Genomic DNA, 21,935 nt, shown 5'->3' on the forward strand with positions numbered 1-21,935 from the left:
TATCGAGATAGCATCAACTTTAAGCGTGTCAACAACCCTATAAAAAGCCCCTAAATTAAAAATTAATCTAGGGGCTTCACATTTTAGTCTATCTATAAAAATTATATCGAAACTTTATATCATTAAGCCAAAAATTTAATTGAATTAATTAACGTTTCAGATAAATTTACTCTAATCTCATTACTTCACTTCCTGCTAACAAAAAGGCTCCTGTACCATAGTTTTGCCAACTCTTTGCGCCAGCTCCAGTTGGTGCATCTCCAATATTTTGTACCCAACCTACCATACCGTTTTCTTGCTGACAATCTTCAAGTGCCTTCCATGCCTTTTGTATAGTTGGCATGAATTCTTGTTTAGAAAGTAACTTATTGTTAACTCCCCATGCCAAAGCAAATGTAAAAAATCCGCTGCCACTGGTCTCCCCATGACTATAAGAATCTGGATCTAAAAGACTGGTTCTCCATAGACCATCTTCAGATTGAATCGATTTTATTTTAAAAGCCATCTCTTTAAACAAATTTTCATAAAAAGCTCTGTGTTTATAATCTTTTGGCATATCATCCAAAACTAAGGCTAGCCCCCCTAAAACCCATCCGTTCCCTCGAGACCAAAATATTTTTCTTCCATTTTCGGCTTTTTTATCATTTTTATCTCCCTTCCATACAAAGCGGAGGTCTCTTGCAAAAAGGTGCTCCTCCTGATCATAAAGTAAATTATACGTTTCCATATAATATTTATGCATTTCATCTAAAAAAGAAGAATCGTTTTTATTCTTGGAGTAACTCGCCAAAACAGGAGGTGCCATAAACAGGGCATCGCACCACCACCATAAAATATGGGTTAAACTGTCTTTAGGGCCATGTCTCCATGGATTGGGTTCAAATAAGTGTTTATCAATAAAAGTGGAGGATGGCTCTAGGTTCACCAAATCCTTTCTCGTGCCGTCTATGTATAAATATGGATAGACAATGGCAATATCGTCTGCATGATGGTAGCGTTTAAGCGTTTCCCACTGGTTATTATATCCCATGGTTTTTAGAGCTGCAAGAAATATTTGATTTTTAGTGGCTTGATGGGCACGCACCACCCCCGTATAATAGGCACCATTGGTCCAATCTGTTGGAGAAATGGCAAAAATGGGATGTTGTTCCTGCCATTCTAAAGCCTTTACCATTTTATCTTCTATGCTTGCACTCTGCGAAATTAATTTGCAGGACGTTATGGCCAATACCCCAAAGGCAACCAATGCTTTTAAATACACTTTTTTCATTATTCTTAATTTATCTTTTAATATTAAACCGTACTCCAAAAAAACAAAAACAAAACACGTTATCCATCCTGTCCCTTACAGGTTAGAACAGCAACCCTATTCCACAGGATACTTTATTTTATAAACCATTTTATATTGCACATTAGTTTACTATAAATAAAAGTAAAGCAAATAATTATGAAACTGATTAAAATTAACGCCTTTAAAATTACTTTAGCTGTAATGGCCATATTGTGTACTTTCAATTGTTCTAACTCCAAAAAAGACCATGTACCTTGGAAATTATTAATCGATGGCAATACAACCAATGGATGGCATATTAAAGGAGGTACAGCCACATACAAAGTTAAAGATGGAGTTATAACCGGAACTACTGTAGCAAATACCCCAAATACGTTTTTATCAACCAATGAATTTTACAGCGATTTTATACTAGAATTAGAATTCTTGGTTCCCCAAGGCATGAACTCGGGCGTACAAATAAGGAGCAATAGTTTTCCATATTACCAAAATGGACGCGTACATGGTTATCAAGTTGAAATAGATCCCTCAAAACGGGCTTGGACTGGAGGCATTTACGATGAAGGCAGAAGAAAATGGCTAAACCCATTAAAAGAGAATACAAAAGCACAACAAGCGTTTTTGCAAAACGAATGGAACCATTTTCGAATAGAAGCTATTGGCGACACCATAAAAACATGGATAAACAATGTACCAGCATCCTTTTTAATTGATGACAAAACTGCTTCTGGATTTATTGGCCTCCAAGTACACCGTATTTTTGAAGAGAATCAAGCTGGAAAAAACATCTCTTGGAGAAACATAAAAATTCTAACTGAAGATTTAGAAAAATACACCAAAAACACCCCATTACAGCCTGTTATTACCAAAAACAGCTTAACAATGGATGAAAACCTGAGAGGTTGGAAAATGCTTTGGGACGGAAAAACCACCAAAGGTTGGCGAGGCGCTAAATTAGACTCATTTCCAAAACACGGCTGGCAAATTAAAGATGGCGAACTTATTGTCCTTTCCTCGGGCGGTGCCGAATCTGCTGCAGGCGGAGACATTGTTACCGAAAAACTATACGGCGACTTTGAGTTAAAAGTAGATTTTAAGTTAACACCCGGAGCCAATAGCGGTATAAAATATTATGTTGATACCGAAATAAACAAAGGCCCTGGGTCTTCAATAGGGTTAGAGTACCAAATTCTAGATGACGCCCTGCACCCAGATGCAAAATTAGGAAGCCATGAGGGCAGCAGAACAGTTGCTTCCCTTTACGACCTAATCCAGGCAGATTCTATTAAACCAATTAACCGTATAGGCCAATGGAATACTGCTCATATCATCTCAAAAAACAACCATGTAGAGCATTGGCTTAACGGTACAAAGGTTTTAGAATATGAACGCGGTAACGATGTCTTTAAAAAATTAGTTTCAGAAAGCAAATACGAAAAATGGCCAAACTTTGGGCTGCTAGATAAAGGCCAAATATTACTTCAGGACCATGGAGACCGTGTAGCTTTCAGAAATATTAAAATTAAAACTTACTAAAACATGAACTCTCGAAGAGATTTTATTAAAAAAACAGCATTAACAGGGGCAGCTATAACGCTCACTAATTCGGCTATGGCGATGTCTGCTAAAAGTTATAACAAGATTATAGGTTCAAACGAACGTTTAAACATTGCCATTGTAGGCTTGGGTCGCAGACTTCCAGCTTTTAAGGAACCCATCGCTCTAAAAGAAAGTAACGTTAAACTATCTTATTTATGCGACGTCATGGAAAGTCAACGCCTAAAAGCCCATAAAGATTTCAAAAAAATTATTGACTACACCCCTACACTAGAAAATGACTTAAGAAAAGTTTTAGATGACAAAAATGTAGATGTTATAATAAATGCCACACCAGATCATTGGCACACCCCTGGTTCCATTATGGCCATGCAAGCAGGCAAACATGTTTACGTTGAAAAGCCCTGCAGCCATAATATGAACGAAAACGAACTACTCGTAAAAGCATCAAAACACTACAATAAAATTGTCCAAATGGGAAATCAGCAACGATCTTCTGGGCATACCGTTGAGATTATTAAAGAAATACATAACGGAGTTATTGGAGAACCCTATAAGGCTGTTGCTTTTTACAATAACACCAGAGGCGAAGTACCAATACAGAAGCCCGCACCAGTACCAGCAGGCTTAGATTGGAACTTGTGGCAAGGGCCCGCCCCACGAAGGAAGTACACCTCAGAAACATGGAACTATAATTGGCACTGGTATGGCTGGGAGTATGGAACAGCAGAAGCTGGAAATAACGCCACACATGAGTTGGATGTTGCACGTTGGGCTTTACAAACCGATTTGCCAAATCATGTATACGTAGAAGCCGAAAAACGGCATTTTGTAGAGGATGGCTGGGAAATGTATGATGATATGGAAGCTACCTTTAAATTTCGAGACAATAAAATAATAAAATGGGACGGCAAGTCCAGAAATGCCTATGGCACATATGGCCCTGGAAGAGGTACTATTATATATGGAACTAACGGGGCTGTTTTTGTTGACAGAAGCAAATACATTCTTTACGATCGTGGTGGTAATATCTTGAAAAATAGCGAATCTGAAACAAACGAGTCGGGAACAGCTTTAGGTGGAGGCGGACAGACTTCAACCAAACATGTTCAAAACCTTTTTGATGCCATTCGAGGCAAATCGCCACTAACGGCCCCCATAGAAGATGCCAGCCTTAGCATGGCAATGGTGCATTATGCCAATATCTCATTCAGAATAAACCAAGCTTTCGATATTGACGATAAAACAGGGGTTATGTACAACAGAGCAGCTATGGCGTTGTGGGGTAGAAATTATGAAAAAGGATGGGAAATACAATTTTAACATGAATAGAAGAAAATTTTTAATAAACGGAACAGCAGCATCGATAACACTAGCGGCCAGCACAACCATTTTAGCTCAAGCAGCAAGCTTTTCCAACAAGAAAATAAATATAGGTATTATTGGCACAGGAGCTAGAGGCGCTGGTTTAATACCCTTTATAAACGAAATAGAAAACCTGAATGTTTACGCCTGTTGCGATGTTATTCCATTTCGATTAGAACAGGGGCTAAAAAGAGCAGGAAATAAAACAAAAAGTTACACCAATTATAAAGACCTATTGAAAGACAAAGCTATTGATGCTGTAATAGTAGCCACTCCATTCAGCACACATTCACAAATAGCTATCGATGCGGTTTCTGCGGGCAAACATGTGTATTGCGAAAAAACCATGGCAAAAGGATACAACGGCATCAAAAAACTAATAAACAAGGTAAAAACCTCAAAGGTTATATTTCAAACTGGCCATCAATACCATAGCTCCAGGTTATATACTCATGTTGTTCAACTAATAAAAGAAGGGAAGGCAGGTAAAATAGCGGCCTTTGAATGCCAATGGAATCGAAACCACTCTTGGCGAAAACCTGTACCCGAACCCAGCCTAGAGCGAGCCATCAACTGGCGTATGTACAGGGAATATTCTGGAGGCCTTGTGGCAGAATTATGTTCGCACCAAATAGACTTTGTTAACACTGTTTTAGATGCAAACCCCATTCAAGTTATGGGAACAGGAGGTATCGATTTTTGGAAAGACGGACGTGAAACTTACGACAACATCCACCTAACCTATAGTTACCCCAACGGCATTGAAGCTAAATTTTCGTGTATTTTGAGCAACGCCAAAGACAGGTACCAAATAAAAATAATAGGAAATAAGGGAACCTTAATTCTAACAACCACTTCTGCAAGGTTTTATCCAGAGGACGAAAAATCAAAAAAAGCTCCCGTTATAAGCCAAGATGTAGATGGCGTATCGGGCGCTACTATGCAAAAAGATGAGGTTGCTTATTATGAACCTATAAACATAACTCACGAAAACCCTAGCAAACAAGCGCTACTCGATTTTAGAAACAGCATTTTAGATAATACAACACCCGTTTCAAACGTAATTACCGGAGCAAGGGCTGCTTACTGCGTACAAATGGGGATAGATGCCATGCGAAATAATAAAATCGTAACATGGAATTCTGAATTTGGAGTATAAATTTTTGCTATGAGTTTAAAGTCGTTACCTAATTTCTAAACACTACAGAAGGCTTAAAACATTATCCCGCCTGCCGTTTATAGCTATTTATATATTCGGTAGGTGTTTGTCCAAATTGCTTTTTAAAACAAGTCCTAAAGTATTTTGGATCTGAAAAACCTACCATAAAAACAACCTCGGTAATTGAATACTTTCCTGATTTTATGAGGTTTGACGCACGTTTTATTCTAATTGTTCTCATGAACTCTGATGTAGATTGACCTGTGATAGACTTGATTTTTAAATGTAATGCAGAGCGGCTCATTCCTATATCCATTGCAAATTGTTCCACAGAATAGTCTGTGTTATCAATATTTTTTTTGACTATTTTCAGACATTTCTTTAAAAATTCTTTGTCAAGCTTATTGGACAACTCTTTCCAAGTGGAGGACGTTGGCTTGGTTTTAAATTTTTCTGCCCATTGTTTTTTAGTCTTCAATATGTTTCCAACCCTGAGCCTTAAAACTTCTATATTGAAAGGCTTTAAAACAAACTCATCTGCACCTGTTTCAAGTCCTTCTTTTTCGTTTTCTAAACCTGACTTGGCCGTAAGGATGATAACGGGTATATGGCTTGTTTTTATATCATTCTTAAGGATTTTACACATTTCAATACCGTTCATATTATTCATCATTAAATCGGTAATAATCAGGTCGGGATTATTTTTTGCAGCTGAATCTAGTCCTTCTTGCCCGTTATTTGCACATAGCACATGATAGAACTTACTAAAATAATTGGACAAGTACTCCTGCAAATCCTTATTATCTTCAACAATTAGTATAGTAGGTGTTTCTGAGGAATGCCGTATTACTTGACTATTCTTCTTGCCCTCCGCGGTAACATCTCTTAAATCTTTTATTTCGTTTTTAACAAAATTAAAGTGGTGCTGTTTAGGCCGTTCTTCCAAGATGGCGGTATCTTCATAGGCCATTTTTGAAAGCGGTATTGAAACGGTACAAATTGTACCTTTGTTAACCTCGCTTGATATTTCAATACTTCCCTTATGTATCTCAACAAGTCGCTTAGTGTAAGCTAGCCCTAAACCAGAGCCCGTTTGTATTGTATTACTTTCTGTTTTCGCTTGGTAAAACCTTTCAAACAAACTGGGCAATTCCTCATTTTCTATTCCAACACCTTCATCTATCACTTTTATAATCGCAAATTCCTTTTCACCCTGACGTTCTTTGTTTATTACTAGTTTCACTTTTCTATTGGGCGGAGTGAACTTAAATGCATTAGACAAGAGGTTGTATAATATTTTTTCAACTTTATCATTATCAAACCAGGCTGGAATATTATTTTGGTGGGGTATAAAAATAAAATCAATTCGCCTTTCATCTGCTATTTCGTGAAATGCATCATAAATTTCTTTTGCAAATTCCACCAAGTCACCTTCTTCAACAATTAGGTTAACCTCCCCCGACTCTACCTTTCTAAAATCAAGCAATTGATTTATTAAACGCAACAAACGTGTAGAGTTTTTGTACATTATGTTATTTAGGCGTTGCAAATACTCGGTATCATTACTACCCTCCATAATCTGCTGGAGGGGCCCTATAATTAGTGTTAGCGGGGTTCGTAATTCGTGCGAAATATTTGTGAAAAAGCGCAATTTCATCTGGTTTATTTCTAATGATTTTTCATGAAGCGCACTTTCTAATTTTAATTTATTTTTTAGCTTAATTTGATTCCATCTTACTTTAAATATTATGTATATTACGGTAAGTCCCGCTACCACAAAAAACAAAATTGCTGGGGGCGTTAAATACCAAGGCGGAGTTATTATGATATCAATTTTTTTAGGTATTTCGTTCCAAACTCCTGAGCTATTAGCGCCATAAACTTTAAAAGCGTAGGTTCCAGGAGGCACATTGGTGTAAGACGCAAACCTTCTATCACCACCTTTGGATGTTTGGGGTTTATCTTCAAAACCTTCTAAAAAAAACCTGTAACGGTTCTTTTCTGGGTTCGAAAAATGCATACTTGAAAAAGCGAACTCAAAAGAATTTAAATAAAAAGGCAATTTAATTTCTTTAGTTTCATTAATATCTTTTTTTAGAACTACGTGGCCGTTTATCTCTTTACCGACATCCACAGACTCATTAAAAAGCTTAAAGTCGGTTATTGCCACTTGTGGGGGAAGCATATTAACTGTTAGGCTATTGGGTTGAAAAAATGTAAACCCATTTACGCCACCGCAAAACATCATTCCTGAGGAGGTAAAAGCCATAGCGCTATCCCTAAACTCATCAACGTTAAAACCATCTCTTTTTTCAAAGTAAATTATTTCACCGGTTTTAGGGTTTAGCTTAGAAATTTTCCTAGCATGCATGAGCCAAATATTACCTTGCAAATCTTCCCTTATTTGATAGACCACATTGCTTGGCAAGCCATTTTCAATTGTGTAATGGGCAAACTCCAATTGATCGGCTTGGGTTGTGTTTAATCGGTTTAATCCGCCGCCTGAAGTACCTATATACAAAGTACCATCTTTTGTTTGGTACAAGTCCAGTATGTAATCGTTACTTAAAGTGGTAGAATCTCCAATTGTGCTAAAATATTTATCGAACTTTACCGAGCTTCCATGTGCTTTTTTTAACCTGTTCAGTCCATTATTTGTACCTATCCAGATAGTACCTTGGTTATCTTCTAATATATCTCGAATATTATTGTTTGATATGTTTGAAAGCTCGTTTCCAGAGGTGTTATAACTAGTAATACGGTGAGGTTCTGAATGCTCATCAAAAGTCATTTTCACAAGTCCTTTCCCCCATACTCCAAACCAAAGATTGCCCTTTTGATCTTCTTCTATGGCAAAAACGCGACTGTCAATTAAGTTGCCGTCACTATCTCGAAGGCTGTTAAAGGCCTTGATTTGATAAGATTTGGACATATCGTTATATGTAATCTTGCTGAGTCCACTTGTAGCGCCAACCCATACCCCGCCGTCCTTAGCTTTCTTTAATCGAGATAATTCACCTGTAATTTTGGGCTTAAGTCCTTGATCTAAGGTTTGTGAGTAGCTGTATATTAGTGTTGGTTTTGAACCTGCTTTAGAGTTGTTGTTAAATGTATGTGCATCTAAAGAAATAATATCCCCATCCTGTGTTCCAAACCAATAACTGCCATCATTAACTTCACAAATGGACATAATAGGGGACTCAAATAGTTCTGAAGGTTGTTCAAAATTTAGATATTCGTTAGAGTTGTAAAAAGTGTGGTTATCTAAATCCATTTTATAGACCCCGTGGTTAAAGGTTCCCAACCAGAACACATTAGAATCGTCTATAAACACCTGTTGTATGTCCTTTTGCCCTATTACTTTTTTTAACTGGCTATCTCGGGCTAAGTTAGCTTTAGCCCCAGTTTCAATATTATAATTAAGTAATAATCTGTTTCCGCCGATCCATAACCTATTTTGTTTGTCGACAATCATGTCTATTCTGCGCTGTATTTTTAGAACATCTGGGGCTATACCCGAACTCAAAGCGATTTTTTTCGACTCGATAACCTTCAAATCGTCAGTCAATTTCAACTTAACCAACTGTAGCCTATTGTTTATTATCCAAACAGTATTCTTTGGATATTCCAAGATATCAAGAACGCCTATTCCTGGTCCAAAAAGTGCTCCATTATAATTAACGGCATCAATTTTTAGCTTCGGCAGGCCATCCTTCTTAACAACATCTAGTTGGTATAATTGAACTTTTCCAGATGGAGAGGCTACCCAGTATTTTCCATTTAATGCCGGCACAATCTTTTTTATGTCTAGATTAAGGTCTTTGCCTTTTTCTAAAAAAGTGTCATTCTGTAATTGCCCTTTCTTATTAAGTTCAAAACACTTAATCCCTTTGGGAGCGTTAATGAAAAAAACGCCCGATTGCGATTGTTGAATATTGTTTAGTCCAGATGATTTTTCTCTATTATCTCCCTTGAAGTAGGTATCAATCTCTTCTGTTTCTGTATTTATTCTATTGAGTCCGGCCGAGGTTGGCACCCAAATAAAACCCTTCTGGTCTTCAAACAATTGAAACACAATATTACTACTTAAACCTTTTGAGTTTAAAGCATAATTATACTGTTTCATTGCGTACCCGTCATACTTGTTAACGCCATTAAACGTTCCAAACCACAGGTAACCATGTTTGTCTTGAATTATACTCGACACCCTGTTATGGGAAAGCCCTTCATCTCCTCCTATATGGTTTAAACGCCATTGGGAAAACATACTTGTGGACGCAAAGAAAAGCAATCCAATAAAAAAAAAATTCAAAAGACTTTTTATCATTTCAACACAAAATTCATGTTTAATTTTGATAAATATATACAAACTGCTTTTAAGTCTTCCTATTTAGGACCATTTGCTGCAAAACATTTTGAAGTGATGGCTTAAAGTTTCATATTACAAACGCCCATCCCGACACCTATCGCCATTAAGCAGAATCTCGATCTATAAAATTAAATGGCACTTTAAACTCACCTTTTGCTTTATCTAAAATCATTTTTGCACCTTGTTCGCCCATCACTTTAAAGTCTGTTGAAACAACGGAAACACCAAAAACTTCCTTTAAGGCAGTGTCGTTATAAGATATTACACCCACGTCTTCACCTAATTTATACCTGTTCTCTCGTGTTCGCCTAATAAAATTTACTAAGTCTCCTTCCTCGATAATAATGAATAATTCGCCCTTACTTATAGACATATCATCGCAAACCCTATCAACCACCTCAAAATCAAAATGATGCTCTAGGCAAAACAACTTTACCCCTTGCAAAATTCTTTTAGGATAGGGGTAAACGCCAGTTTCAGGGTAAACCAACATGACTTTTTTATACTTACTTATTTTCTTAATCCCGGTTTTAAGTGCTGTATAGATGTCCTTTTTAAAATCCTGATAAACGGTAATAGATTGACTATGGTCTTGTTTTAAGGCATTATCCATTAAAACCAATCTGTTTTTTGGAATTTTATTAATGGCCTCTGATACCCTATTGGTCATACTGGTATGTTCCTGTGCTTCAGTTTTAAAGTGTGGCATGATTACATAATAGTCATAGTCTGATTTATGTTTATCCAACAAACTTAAAAACAAGGACTCATCACAATGGTATATATGAAGATCAACAATAGAATCAGCCCCAATTGTTTCAACAAAAGAATTATAAATCCTCATTTTATAGGAGCTTAATTTATTGATAAGAAAAAGGATTCTAACCTTTGAAATAAGCTTTGTTCTGGCAATGTAAAACCCCTTACCTCTAATTGAAGCTATAACCTGACGTTTCTTAAGAATGTTGTATGCTTTCTCGACAGTGTCTCTGGAAACATAGAGCTCCTCACTAAAATTGTTTATGGAAGGAATTTTTTGATCGATTACTAAATTACCAATAACAACGTTATGAATTATAGATTTTACAATCTGTTGATATTTGGCTTCTCTTGAATTTTCGTTAATTTTTACAAACTCTGATATTTCCATATAACTTAATTTTAAAAACTTTTCTACAATTAACAGCCCAATATTTCATGGCCTTTTTTGAAAAATTATGTTATACCAGTTATTGATCTAAATCACCCCAAGAGAAAACACCTTTTATTGTTTAAACAGAAAAACGTTGAAATATTATTCATTAAAAATTTGCTTTACAAAGCAATAATTAAAGAACGTTAAAGAACGTGTTTAATGTGGTAGTCTAGTTTGGTTATTGGTATGCTTCAAAACTATTTTAACACCTACTACTTTGAAGGGTAAAATGTTTTTTTTTTAGGGAGATATGTTTAAAACACACTGCAACATCCACGCAATATACTATAAATCAAAATATTACACTTTAACCAAAAAGCATCCAGAAACCGTATTTTTAAACTTTAACCTTCATTAATTTCAATTCTACTTTTCATTTTATACCCCCTTTGGCTGGACATCGATTAATTCTGAAGCGTATTTTTGTGAAGCAAAATTAGGGTTGGACTTAGGCACCAATGCTTTGGATTCTTCAATTTTAGCTTCCATTATTTTAATGGATTCATTGACTTTTTCAGGGTATAATTTCACTAAATTATTACGTCCTCTCGCTGCTAGCTTAAGCGAACCGCCTGTTCATTTAATTCGGGACTGTAATATCGTTTTTTCATGTTTCTAATATATTTGTTTTGTAACAAACAGTCTTAAATTTTATGCCCGAGTAAAGGTCGCAACTCCAGTAAAAGCACATCTACAAAATAACTACATACATATTTAAGACTAGAAATAGAGCAAACCGCTAATGGTGTTTGTTTCTTTTCACTTCTTCAGCATAAATTTCTCCAAAGTATCGGCTGGTTGGTCTTAACCTTCTATTTTTTTTTTAAAATGAACCCGAGGACTGAATAGTTACAGGTCCCAACAAACCAGAGGAAACCAATGCTTCATTTGGTGCTACCCGATCTACATTTACCCAAGTAAACCTTTCTGTTTCCGGCAGATTTTTATCTCCTGTCAATCGATTTCTCCAAACATTTACGACCTCAATTTCTAGTGTGTTTTCTCCTTCTACTATGGCATCATTTATCTTTAACTTAAAAGGGGCAATCCAGGTGTCACCAACATCATTTCCGTTAATTTTAACTGTTGCCATAACTCCTACCTCACCCAAGTCTATAAAAAGATCTGACTCTGTTGTATCCTCAGCATAGTTAAAAGTGGTTGTATAGGTAGCCGTGCCAGAGTAATATTTAATCTTGTCGTTTTCGCTTTCAATCCAGTCTGTTAACGAATTAAACACCACAGTTTCTTTAGGCCCGATAACTTTGTTCTTAAATTCAACTTTCCATGGGTTATTAAGTGTTTTTACCACTTTAGTTTCTGGAAAATTAGTTTTAGTGGTCAAAGGTTTATCTCCGTCTTTTGAATTATAAAAAACCACAAACCAACTCTGCAACGGTTCCATTTTTAGAGGTACGGTAGTACGATTATTATCTTCTTTAAAGTTGTTTAGTGGTTTTATGTTTCCTGTTACTGCATCCCAAAGTTGAGGCTTCATGCCTTTAACTCTAAACGAGGGTGTAAACTCAACTTTTTCATTGCTTTGATTTGTTAAAAAATAAATATCCATGCCGTTCATGGTACGGTGTGTCCACAATACGGATTTTTCACCATTTAAATCCACATCTTTATTAATGTTTAATTGCTTTAAAGCTTCTTGTAATTCTATACCGTCAACAATGGTGCCCAAACCGTAATTCTTAATTTCTTCTTGACTACTACCCCACATTTTATCGGCAATCTTTCTCACCTTTTCATCACTTTCAGGGTAATTTTGTAGGCTTGGTGATTTTAATGGTGCCTTTCCATATATTTTTCCGCCTTGGCTCACTAAACTTTCTATTTTAGCTAAAAGCTCTGGTCGCATAGTATCAAAAGGCGGTAAAACCATTAAACTGTAAGTCATGCCATCGGGCAAGACGAATTTACCATCCTTAACCGTCATTCTGTCCATAATCACCTCGGCATTTATATAATCATAAGAATAGCCTTTTGGTAATTCGGGATTTCTTACCCCTGTCATTATTGGCGCATCCTCTCCTATAAAGTAACAAACATCGGCTGCGTATTGCCCCTGTTGCAGCATGTGTTGTGAGCGCCGTAGGTAATCAAAATAAGATTTAGATTTCTTAAACCATGTATTGTGTCGATTAAATTCGGTACTAAACCAAGCATTTACTCCCGGAACTCTATTATCATCGGGCTGGTGGATATACAAATGCAATACAAAATGGTTGATTCCTTCCGTAAACGACCAATCCCCCCGTTTCTTCAACATAGCCGGATGCCTTACATACGACCTTTGAGCTGCTGTAAAAGCTTCGGCAGAAACTCTTTTCTTGCCATAAATATGTGCTGCAGACGAGGCCGATTTACACTCGATATCCCCTAAGGTCCCTTCGTTCCAAAACTCGCCACTTACTAAATCTGATTGTCCGCCGTACATTAAGAATTCTGACGGAAACCCCCAATGACCATAATTCTCTAACCAAAGTTGTAAATTGTCTTTATTACTGGCTTCTCGCAAACCTCCAGTGTACTCGTAAGCCACCGCATTTGCAATAGAGCGGCGTAAATCCCATAAAAATCGTTCGGTCTCTTCTACACTTCCAACAATTCTACCAGTAAAAACAGGCAAATATTTTTTTGGGTCGTAACCAAATTCTTGTTCAAATTTTTCAGCATATCCGTCAGTCCAGTTTTGGGCACCCATTTCGTAACTGTCGGCAATTACATATTTAAATGCGCTTTTACTTTCTGGCGGAATACGTTTTAACAACTCGCCGATAAACTGGTTGTAATGAAATTGAACCATCTCTTTGTTGGCTTTGTCTACTTCATAGCCTTTTCCTTGAGGGGCTGATGGTGCATTTGTTGTACCCGTTGGTGTCATCCCATAGCGTTGAATAGTCCAATCTCCAGCGGGAACATCCCAGCGAAGATTTCCAGAGGCATCCATTTTATCGCTGATATCCAAAACTTGGCTTGTGCTAATTTTTAATGATGTATCTGCCAAATCCTTTTGTTGCTCCCACCTGTAGCTATCCCAAGCAGGAAAAGGTGTTGTGTGCATTCTAGCCAACGTCTTTCTGGCATAATCTTCTACCCCCGATGCTTCGGAAATTATAATTTCGTTTAAATCCCACGTTCCTTTTAAGTTAGCAACTGAACCTATTGCATTAAACTTTAGCTTAAATTTATCTGCTCTAGTTTCAGGAATACTTTTCAAAATAGGAGCATATTTATCGGCACCAACGTTAGGTGTCAATTTTCTTCTATCAATAGTAAACGATTTTATTTTTTTATGCGTGCCATCAACATTTGCATAGACCTCACAAGCTAGAAGCATCTCACTTTTACCTGGGAGAATTTGGATGCTTTTGGCTGCCAATTGATCTTTTAATATAATTTCAACCTCATAACTTTTTATGCTTTTCGAAAAACTTGCTATCCCTGAAGTTTTTCCGTCAATTAAATTTTTCGAATTTGCAATACTTGGAGTTACAATAACTTGAGTTCCACTAACAGAACTTGTTTTTTCTTCTGATTTTATGGAAGGGAAAGCCAAAACATAAGTGTCTTGAAACTCGGTTTCGGGCTGTTCTAATTTTAAATCTATTTTTTTACCTCCTTGAATTTTTGTTTCTGAATAAGTAATATACCGCATGGCCATATCTGCTTTTATCCATGGCCCACCAGATTGGCTCCACCCAGGGCAATTAAACACGCCAATATCAACCCCTATACGCTTACCCTCATTTACGGCATGCACCATATGCTCCCACCAAGATTCGCTCAACATGGGGACTTTTCCATCTTTTTCATCTGGATTTATATTGCCTATTAAAGCCCCGCCAATGCCAGCTTCTTTCATGGCCTCTAAATCTTTGGTAATACCTTCTTTTGAAATATCATCTCCTATCCAGTACCAATAGCACCAAAGGTTGTTATCTTCTGTAGGGGTTATAAAACCCACTTTCAGGTTTTCCAAATTAGAAATTCCCAATTTATCGGATTCCTTACAGTTAACACAAATAAGCCCCAATAAGATTGTTAAGATTTTAAATGTTGTATTTGTTAAATTCATTTTAGTATTGCATCTAATTAAATTGAAAAATAAATTAACCCTAAAAAGCCATTCATCTAATTCCAATGATGTGCATTAAAGAAAGTTATGTTTAGGTTATGTAAAAAAAAGTAATTATTGAAAACTTTGTATCCTGTTGTTTAGGGGTGCAACACTGTTTTTCAAAAAGCCAACAATAAAAAATTACCGAGACCACCTATAAACACTCAGCATCAATAACAAATTTTAATTTAACAAACAACACGCATCATATAAACAGAAAGAGCAGGATAGTTTTGCACTTAGCATCATATAATTTTATCAGTAATTAACCACTAAACTATTTAATTATCAAGTTAAAACACAAAAGTATGAACAAAAAGACACTCTTTTTATTAATGATGGTTTTTGGGCTAGGACAGTTACCTGCCAATAACGAGCCCAATCTACTCGATAGGCTCTATAATTTATTTTCGAGCACAAAAACGCCCCAATTGGTTTACAATAAATATGAATGCTCTCCAGCAGAAATAATGGCAACAGCTTCTATTGAAGCAATAAACAATGGCAGCTGGCAGGAAACCAGCACCTGGTCTACCGGAGTTATACCATCAATTAACGCTGATGTACTCATTCCCACAGGAATAACGGTTAACTTGGTTGGTGTGGCCAAAGCCAAAACCATTACAGTTAACGGTATTCTAAAAGGTATTAGCGGACAAGTAAATAATGCTGAAATAGATTTAGAAACAGAATGGCTACTGGTAAGTGGCAGTGGTGCCCAACTCGAAATAGGTACCGAATTACAACCCTACATAGCTAGTGGAAACTGTAAAATTACCCTAATAGGTAATGATGACGGTGATAACATTGGAAATATGGGCGACAAATTCATAGCAGCCATGAACGGTGCCACCATAAAACTACACGGTAAAGAAAAGATAAGCTGGACCCATCTCGGTGCCAATGCAGCCATAGGAGCCAATGAAATAACCATGTCTGAACCTGTAGATTGGGAAGTGGGAAACGACATACTTATCGTGTCCAGCAGAACCAATTGGAAAGAAGCAGAAAAAAGAACCATTAGTGCCATTAGTGCAGACAAATTAAATATTTCATTTACAGAACCTTTAAACCATCCGCATTTTAGTGTGGTAAAAACCTACACTAGAGCAACAGACAACAAAACCTGGACAGCCGATTTGCGGGCAGAAGTTGGCCTTTTATCCCACAACATTAAAATACAAGGAGATGCCAATAGCGAAAACACTAGCTTTGGGGGGCACATCATGGCCATGATGAACAGCACCCTTAATGCCAGTAGTATTGAACTTTATAGAATGGGACAAAAATCTAAGATGGGCAGATATCCTTGGCACTGGCATTTACTGCACACTTTTGGCAATGGTCAATACCTAAAAAATTCCAGCATACATAAATCTTTTAACAGAGCGGTAACCATACATGGTACAAGCTATGCAACTGTAGACAACAATTTTATATACGACCACATTGGGCATGGTATATTTCTGGAAGATGGCAGCGAACGGTATAACATCATTAAAAACAATGTTGCCCTACTTACTAAAAAGCCTAAAAAAGGGGAAGAACTCACCCCATCTGACAATCAATTTAATCAAGTTCAGGATAGAACACCTGCAACCTACTGGATTACAAACCCCAACAACATCATTGAGAACAATGTAGCTGCAGGAACCGAAGGCACTGGTTATTGGTTTGCATTTCCACAGAAACCTATGGGCGCCTCGGCAAACGACTCTAGGTTTAATGGTATAGAACCTTACAAAGAACCCCTAGGGCTTTTTAAAGGCAATAAAACTCACAGTAGCGTTAGCGGCGTTGATGTTTTTGATCAATTAACTCCCAACCATGCTATTTTGAGCAATAGAGGCTGGAAAAACTCAGAAGAACACGTGTTTGAAAATTGCACATGGTACTCCAACAATCTTGGTATATATACGGGATTGGGCAACAGCGTAGGGCAAAGATTGGCATTTACTTCCAACCTTATATTTAAAAACAATATCATGATAGATAACCCTACCGCAATTCAGTTTGCTAGTTACTCCCAAGTAGTCGAATCTGCCGTAGTTGCAAACTCAGGAACGGGGATTTTTCAGGGCAAAGCAAAACTATACAGGATGTACGATGGCGCTGGGCAAATAAGGGATTCACATTTTGTAGGCTGGAATAACATCAATGCCACTTTTCTAAGCAGTGGTGGAGCCGCTACAAAAAACACCAATCACCGGTTTTCTGGCATCACTACAGATAACAACGGCGTACCTCATATAAATTTACCAGATTACGACATCAAAATAAAAAACAATGACACCCGGCCACAAAACCCATCACATCCTAGAAACTGGAATACAGTTGTATTAGATGAAGACGGTTCATTAACAGGTAGAGCTAATTCTTCTATTGTAAGTAACCACCCGTTTATGTTGGTGGGCGATGAGTTTCAACATTCAAACTGGACGCGAGCTTTTAGAAGTCCGCACAACTTTGTCTTGTCTGCACTTCGTTTCCCCGGATTACCAACAAGCAATATTCCAAACGTAACTTGCAGGAGAACCAAAACAGGTACACCAACCGCGTCTTCATACCATATTTATGGTTTTAAAACGTTCATTCAATTTCCGTTTATTGTCAACGAAGATTTTCAATACACGTACACATTTGAGTCACTGCCAAGCAACAAAAAAATGAATGTTGCCATGGAAAACGCTTCTGAAGGAGATTCGTATATTATTAAATTTGCAGACTTTGGTAAACTCGGTGGTTTATCATTAAAACTTGCGGGAAGCCCGATTACAGAAAGTGCTTCTCTTTCAAGTTTAAAAAACAACAATGGAACCAATTTCTACCTAGAGAACAACGGTGATCTGTACATTAAATATGTGGCAACCCAGTTTAACCAAAATATAAATATGGAATGGAACACAAATTTTACAGTTCCTATTTTAGATACCGACAACGACTTGGTTAGCGATAGGCAAGAAATAGAAAACGGCACCAATCCTTTTGATGACGATGGCGAAATCCTCGAAACCCAAGATTTAATTGCTGATAACAACGTGAAACTTTTTCCAAATCCAGCATCGCATACCCTGCATTTCTCAGGTCCCTATTTTAATACCGAAACTACCATTCAAATTTATGATTTAGTGGGCAAAATGGTTTTGCAAAATCAATTTAGCACCAACGAAAGCCCCAACAAATCACTAAATATTTCGAAATTGCCCAAAGGACTGTATATGGTAGTCATGACCAATAATAACGGTAAAAGCACCAAGAAAATAGCTATTGAGTAATCATTGATAATCTTTTCGTTCTCAAAAAAAGGTAGAGGTTTTCCCCCTACCTTTTTTGTGTTCGTATATTTTACAAAACAGCTTCTATACTATACTTAAAAAACTTCTTTCTTTTTACTTTAAATCCATATATTGTTTTAGAGGTGTTTCTCCTATTTTTCAATAAACGTATCCCAGAAAACCTCTTTAAAGCTAATGCCTCTTTTTGCTTAAAGCAGTAAAAATCAAGTTAAACTAATCAATTGCATATTTACCTTTAAGCCGCTCTGGCATGGCTGAAGGGATATATTGTTCGCCAGAACCTCGGTCGCCCTGTGCTTTATAATGTGGACTTGTGCTAGTGCTTTCTGCTTGGTAGTTTGCATTACCACTTTCGGTTTTCCACCAATTTAGCCATAGGCCCTCCAATTCTGCGACCTTGTTTTTATGCTTTTCGGCTATATTATTGGTTTCAAAAGGATCTTTTTCAATATTGTACAACTCCCAACCATTTCCGTCTACTTCTACCAACGTCCATTTGGCCGTTCTAACCGCCCTGTTATCCATAAATTGAAAAAACATTGGCGCGTGTCGTTGCCACGCCTGCTCTTTCAATAGAGGAATAAAGGATTGGCCTGCTAAATTTTGGTTTCTAGATACTGGTCTATTCTGAGCCAACTCCATAAAACTAGGCATAAAATCCACAAGGTTTAATTGTTCGGTTTTTATACTGTTTGGTTTTGCTATGCCATTGGGCCACCTAACGATAGCTCCTGTTTTTACACCACCAGCATGCTGGCTGATTTTATAAAGTCTTAAAGGACTCACACTAGCATAGGCCCAACCCGTACCCAACTGATAATTAGACCCCTCATCACCTGGCAAAAGCCCTCTTTTAAGCAATACCGAATCCATTACAGAAAAGGAGTCTGTGCCGTTATCGCTTAAAAATACTATGAGCGTATTGTCATCTTGGCCTGTCGCTTTTAAGGCATCCATCAACTTGCCAATACCAACATCCATGCGCTCTACCATAGCAGCGTAAACAGACATGCGTAAATCTTCTAAATCTTTTTGAGCCGCTGTTAAACTGTCCCACTTAGGCAAATTCATTGGGTATTCTGGTAAAGGTACATTGCCCTTAATAATTCCAATTTGTTTCTGTTTTTTTATTCTAAGCTCTCTAATGGATTGCCACCCTTTTATATAGGAGCCTCTATATTTTATAATGTCTTCTTTGGAAGCCTGCAAAGGGTTATGTGGCGATTGGTAACTTAAATAAAGAAAAAAAGGCTGCTGGTTAGGCTCTGTACTCGATTTTACAAATTGAACGGCGTGCTCCGAAAAGGCATCTGTTGAATAATAGTCATCACCAAAATCTTCAAATTTTTTATCGTTAACCCTATAATCTTTTCCACCTCTAGTATAACTGGAAAAACCGCCTAAAAACCCAAAAAAGTAATCGAAGCCTTTGTTGTTTGGTTTCCCATCTAAATGCCATTTTCCAACTAAACCTGTTCTGTATCCCACTTTTTTTAGCTTTTCGGCTATATTCTCTCCGTTTTGGGCACCATAACCTGCTCTTGGCCACCATGTACCAGTAATTAAAGCACTACGGGATATAACACACATACCGGCATTGTACATATTAGGAAAGCGAATACCTTCTTCCGCCATTTTATCTAATGTGGGGGTATGAATCTCACCACCGTAACAGCCTAAATCACTATATCCCAAGTCATCAGCCATGATAACAATTATATTGGGCTGTGTATTTTCTGAATTATTTTGGGAAACACAGTTGGTAAATGAAACAAAAACACCTGCACACATTAGTACGTGCCTAATTATTGATCTAGTATTTTTTATTCGGTGCACAGCAAAACAAAAGTAATTTCTCATAATCTATGTTTGGGGTTTATATGATGAAAACATATCGACAAACGGAGTATCTCTAACTTCTTTTTTAGAGTTGTAATTTTTGTTTATTGATGGCCAATAACGTCCATCTATGTTTTCCTTTAACCAACCCATTAATTTTAAGAACATACTGTCCTTAAGTTTAGGTTCTGAATGTATAAGATTGTTTTTTTCATAAGGGTCTTCCTCTATGTTGTATAGATACAAACGTCCGTACCAATCGTAAATCAATTTATAATCGCCTTCACGAATCGCAGAATGAGGCGTTAGCGCATAAGGCTCAAAAGGGGAGTTATAGATTACATTGAAAGGATAGTGCCAATAATGCGTAGTTTTGGTATAATTTCCTTTGTCATTCTTTAAATCTGAAAGTAGCGGAATGATACTTTCGCCATCCAATTGGTGTTTTTCAACTACTCTTTTTGAATTATACCCAGCGGCATCCAAAAGGGAAGGATAAATATCTGTACAGTCCACAGGAACATCAACCCATTTACCCTCTTGTACCTTTCCTTTCCATTTGAAAATTAGGGGAACCCGTATTCCGCCTTCGGTTAAACAGGCCTTTCCCCCCAAGAAAGGATGGTTATTTGTTCCTTTGTCATTTGGTGTTAATTTAGCATCGATACCACCGTTATCGGACATAAAAACAACGAGTGTATTCTCTTCTAAATGTAATGCTTCAAGCTTATCTAAAATAGCGCCTACAGATTGGTCGAGGCTTTTTACCATGGCCGCATAAACCGGGTCCTTGTGCCCGTTCCATCCTTTAGTTTTCTTCTTTTTAAAATGGGCCATTTCATCTTCTTTTGCTTGGTAAGGTGTATGTATGGCAAAATGCGAAAAATATAGAAAGAAAGGTTTTTCCTTTATCTTGGCTCTTTCCTCTATAAACTGTAGTGCCTGCACGGTTAAATCATCGGTTAAATAGTTTTCTCCTGTTATTCTCCCTGCTCCTCCTATTTCTAAATCTTTAGGGGCTACTTTTGGAAACATATCATTACTTTTATTGTTCCAAATACCTCTCCAATTAAAGTAAGTAGAACCTCCTGCATCAAACCAGGCTAGGGGCTCAAACCCTTGGTCTTTTGGCTGGTAACCTTTGGCCCCGAAACCTCCAAGGTGCCATTTCCCGATGAAAGCCGAATGGTAATCCTTTAAAGCTTCTGCAATTGAAAGTTCGTCTTTACCGCCATCAATTTTACTGCCTGTAGGAACGGCTGAATTGGAAATACCGTTAACGAGCGCTTGTTCTATTTTAATGGGGTCTTTATGTTCTAAAACGTCATGAACATAAAAGCCTTCTGGAACTTCTAAATTTTGGTTGTAGTATGTATTTCTGGGAGGCATAGCCGTTGTAAACCCAATTTTTCCAGCGTATTTGCCTGTTAAGATACTAGCCCGTGTAGGTGAGCACAATTGATTTGCATAAGCCTGCGAAAAAGATGTTCCTTGGCTAACCAATTTGTCGATATTAGGGGTTTCATAAAACATTTCTGAGGAGGTTGCTCCAGAAAATTTTGATGCATACGCTTGACTATCCATAATCCCGTAATCATCGGCCAATATAAAAATAATGTTGGGGCGCGATTGCTCTTGTACTTTACCAATACTTTTTTTATCGGTTTTAGATTGACAAGCAACTAAAATCAACACCGCTAGGCCATACACAAAGGTTTTTCTTTTTTTCATGTTC

Annotated in this window: 11 protein-coding genes; 4 read left to right on the plus strand and 7 right to left on the minus strand. The window is 37.2% G+C overall.

Annotated features, from left to right (window positions below; translation table 11 throughout):
• Positions 1–166: 166 nt before the first annotated feature.
• Positions 167–1,270 carry a glycoside hydrolase family 88 protein gene (locus tag ABI125_14475; protein XCF05909.1) on the minus strand — a complete coding sequence of 368 codons (1,104 nt, stop codon included), beginning with the start codon at positions 1,268–1,270 and terminating at the stop codon, positions 167–169.
• Positions 1,271–1,447: 177 nt separating this feature from the next.
• Between ABI125_14475 and ABI125_14480 the strand changes: the two genes are divergently transcribed.
• The 3 genes from ABI125_14480 to ABI125_14490 are packed head-to-tail and all read left to right on the plus strand — an operon-like array spanning position 1,448 to position 5,372.
• A complete protein-coding gene (locus ABI125_14480) occupies positions 1,448–2,827 on the plus strand; it encodes a DUF1080 domain-containing protein (protein XCF05910.1) in 1,380 nt (459 codons plus the stop codon).
• 3 nt (positions 2,828–2,830) lie between these two features.
• Positions 2,831–4,171 (plus strand): Gfo/Idh/MocA family oxidoreductase, encoded by a 1,341-nt coding sequence (locus tag ABI125_14485; GenBank protein XCF05911.1) that lies wholly within the window; start codon positions 2,831–2,833, stop codon positions 4,169–4,171.
• A 1-nt stretch (position 4,172) separates the two neighbouring features.
• Positions 4,173–5,372, plus strand: a complete 1,200-nt coding sequence (locus tag ABI125_14490; GenBank protein XCF05912.1) for a Gfo/Idh/MocA family oxidoreductase — start codon at positions 4,173–4,175, stop codon at positions 5,370–5,372.
• A gap of 61 nt (positions 5,373–5,433) precedes the next feature.
• Here the strand turns inward: ABI125_14490 and ABI125_14495 are convergent, their stop codons facing one another.
• The 4 genes from ABI125_14495 to ABI125_14510 form a co-directional block, all read right to left on the minus strand.
• Positions 5,434–9,684: a two-component regulator propeller domain-containing protein gene (locus ABI125_14495; GenBank protein ID XCF05913.1), complete on the minus strand. Its 4,251-nt coding sequence runs from the start codon at positions 9,682–9,684 to the stop codon at positions 5,434–5,436.
• Positions 9,685–9,844: 160 nt separating this feature from the next.
• A complete protein-coding gene (locus ABI125_14500; protein ID XCF05914.1) occupies positions 9,845–10,891 on the minus strand; it encodes a GntR family transcriptional regulator in 1,047 nt (348 codons plus the stop codon).
• A 423-nt stretch (positions 10,892–11,314) separates the two neighbouring features.
• Positions 11,315–11,467, minus strand: a complete 153-nt coding sequence (locus ABI125_14505; protein ID XCF05915.1) for a hypothetical protein — start codon at positions 11,465–11,467, stop codon at positions 11,315–11,317.
• Between the two features lie 292 nt (positions 11,468–11,759).
• Positions 11,760–15,023, minus strand: coding sequence for a glycosyl hydrolase (locus tag ABI125_14510; GenBank protein ID XCF05916.1), 3,264 nt, complete (start codon positions 15,021–15,023; stop codon positions 11,760–11,762).
• Between the two features lie 350 nt (positions 15,024–15,373).
• Between ABI125_14510 and ABI125_14515 the strand changes: the two genes are divergently transcribed.
• Positions 15,374–18,340 (plus strand): G8 domain-containing protein, encoded by a 2,967-nt coding sequence (locus tag ABI125_14515; GenBank protein ID XCF05917.1) that lies wholly within the window; start codon positions 15,374–15,376, stop codon positions 18,338–18,340.
• A 234-nt stretch (positions 18,341–18,574) separates the two neighbouring features.
• Here ABI125_14515 and ABI125_14520 read toward each other — a convergent pair whose 3' ends face one another.
• A complete protein-coding gene (locus tag ABI125_14520) occupies positions 18,575–20,221 on the minus strand; it encodes an arylsulfatase (protein XCF05918.1) in 1,647 nt (548 codons plus the stop codon).
• 3 nt (positions 20,222–20,224) lie between these two features.
• Positions 20,225–21,931, minus strand: a complete 1,707-nt coding sequence (locus tag ABI125_14525) for a sulfatase (GenBank protein XCF05919.1) — start codon at positions 21,929–21,931, stop codon at positions 20,225–20,227.
• Positions 21,932–21,935 lie beyond the last annotated feature (4 nt).

Origin of the sequence: Tamlana crocina (genome assembly GCA_040429635.1) — a bacterium.
Lineage (GTDB): Bacteria > Bacteroidota > Bacteroidia > Flavobacteriales > Flavobacteriaceae > Flavisericum > Flavisericum crocinum.

Bases quoted from the DNA above. Each gene is read 5' to 3' on its own strand.
- ABI125_14510 (XCF05916.1), bottom strand. From the start codon at position 15,023: ATGAATTTAACAAATACAACATTTAAAATCTTAACAATCTTATTGGGG.
- ABI125_14475 (XCF05909.1), bottom strand. From the start codon at position 1,270: ATGAAAAAAGTGTATTTAAAAGCATTGGTTGCCTTTGGGGTATTGGCC.
- ABI125_14520 (XCF05918.1), bottom strand. From the start codon at position 20,221: ATGAGAAATTACTTTTGTTTTGCTGTGCACCGAATAAAAAATACTAGA.
- ABI125_14500 (XCF05914.1), bottom strand. From the start codon at position 10,891: ATGGAAATATCAGAGTTTGTAAAAATTAACGAAAATTCAAGAGAAGCC.
- ABI125_14525 (XCF05919.1), bottom strand. From the start codon at position 21,931: ATGAAAAAAAGAAAAACCTTTGTGTATGGCCTAGCGGTGTTGATTTTA.
- ABI125_14515 (XCF05917.1), top strand. From the start codon at position 15,374: ATGAACAAAAAGACACTCTTTTTATTAATGATGGTTTTTGGGCTAGGA.
- ABI125_14490 (XCF05912.1), top strand. From the start codon at position 4,173: ATGAATAGAAGAAAATTTTTAATAAACGGAACAGCAGCATCGATAACA.
- ABI125_14485 (XCF05911.1), top strand. From the start codon at position 2,831: ATGAACTCTCGAAGAGATTTTATTAAAAAAACAGCATTAACAGGGGCA.
- ABI125_14480 (XCF05910.1), top strand. From the start codon at position 1,448: ATGAAACTGATTAAAATTAACGCCTTTAAAATTACTTTAGCTGTAATG.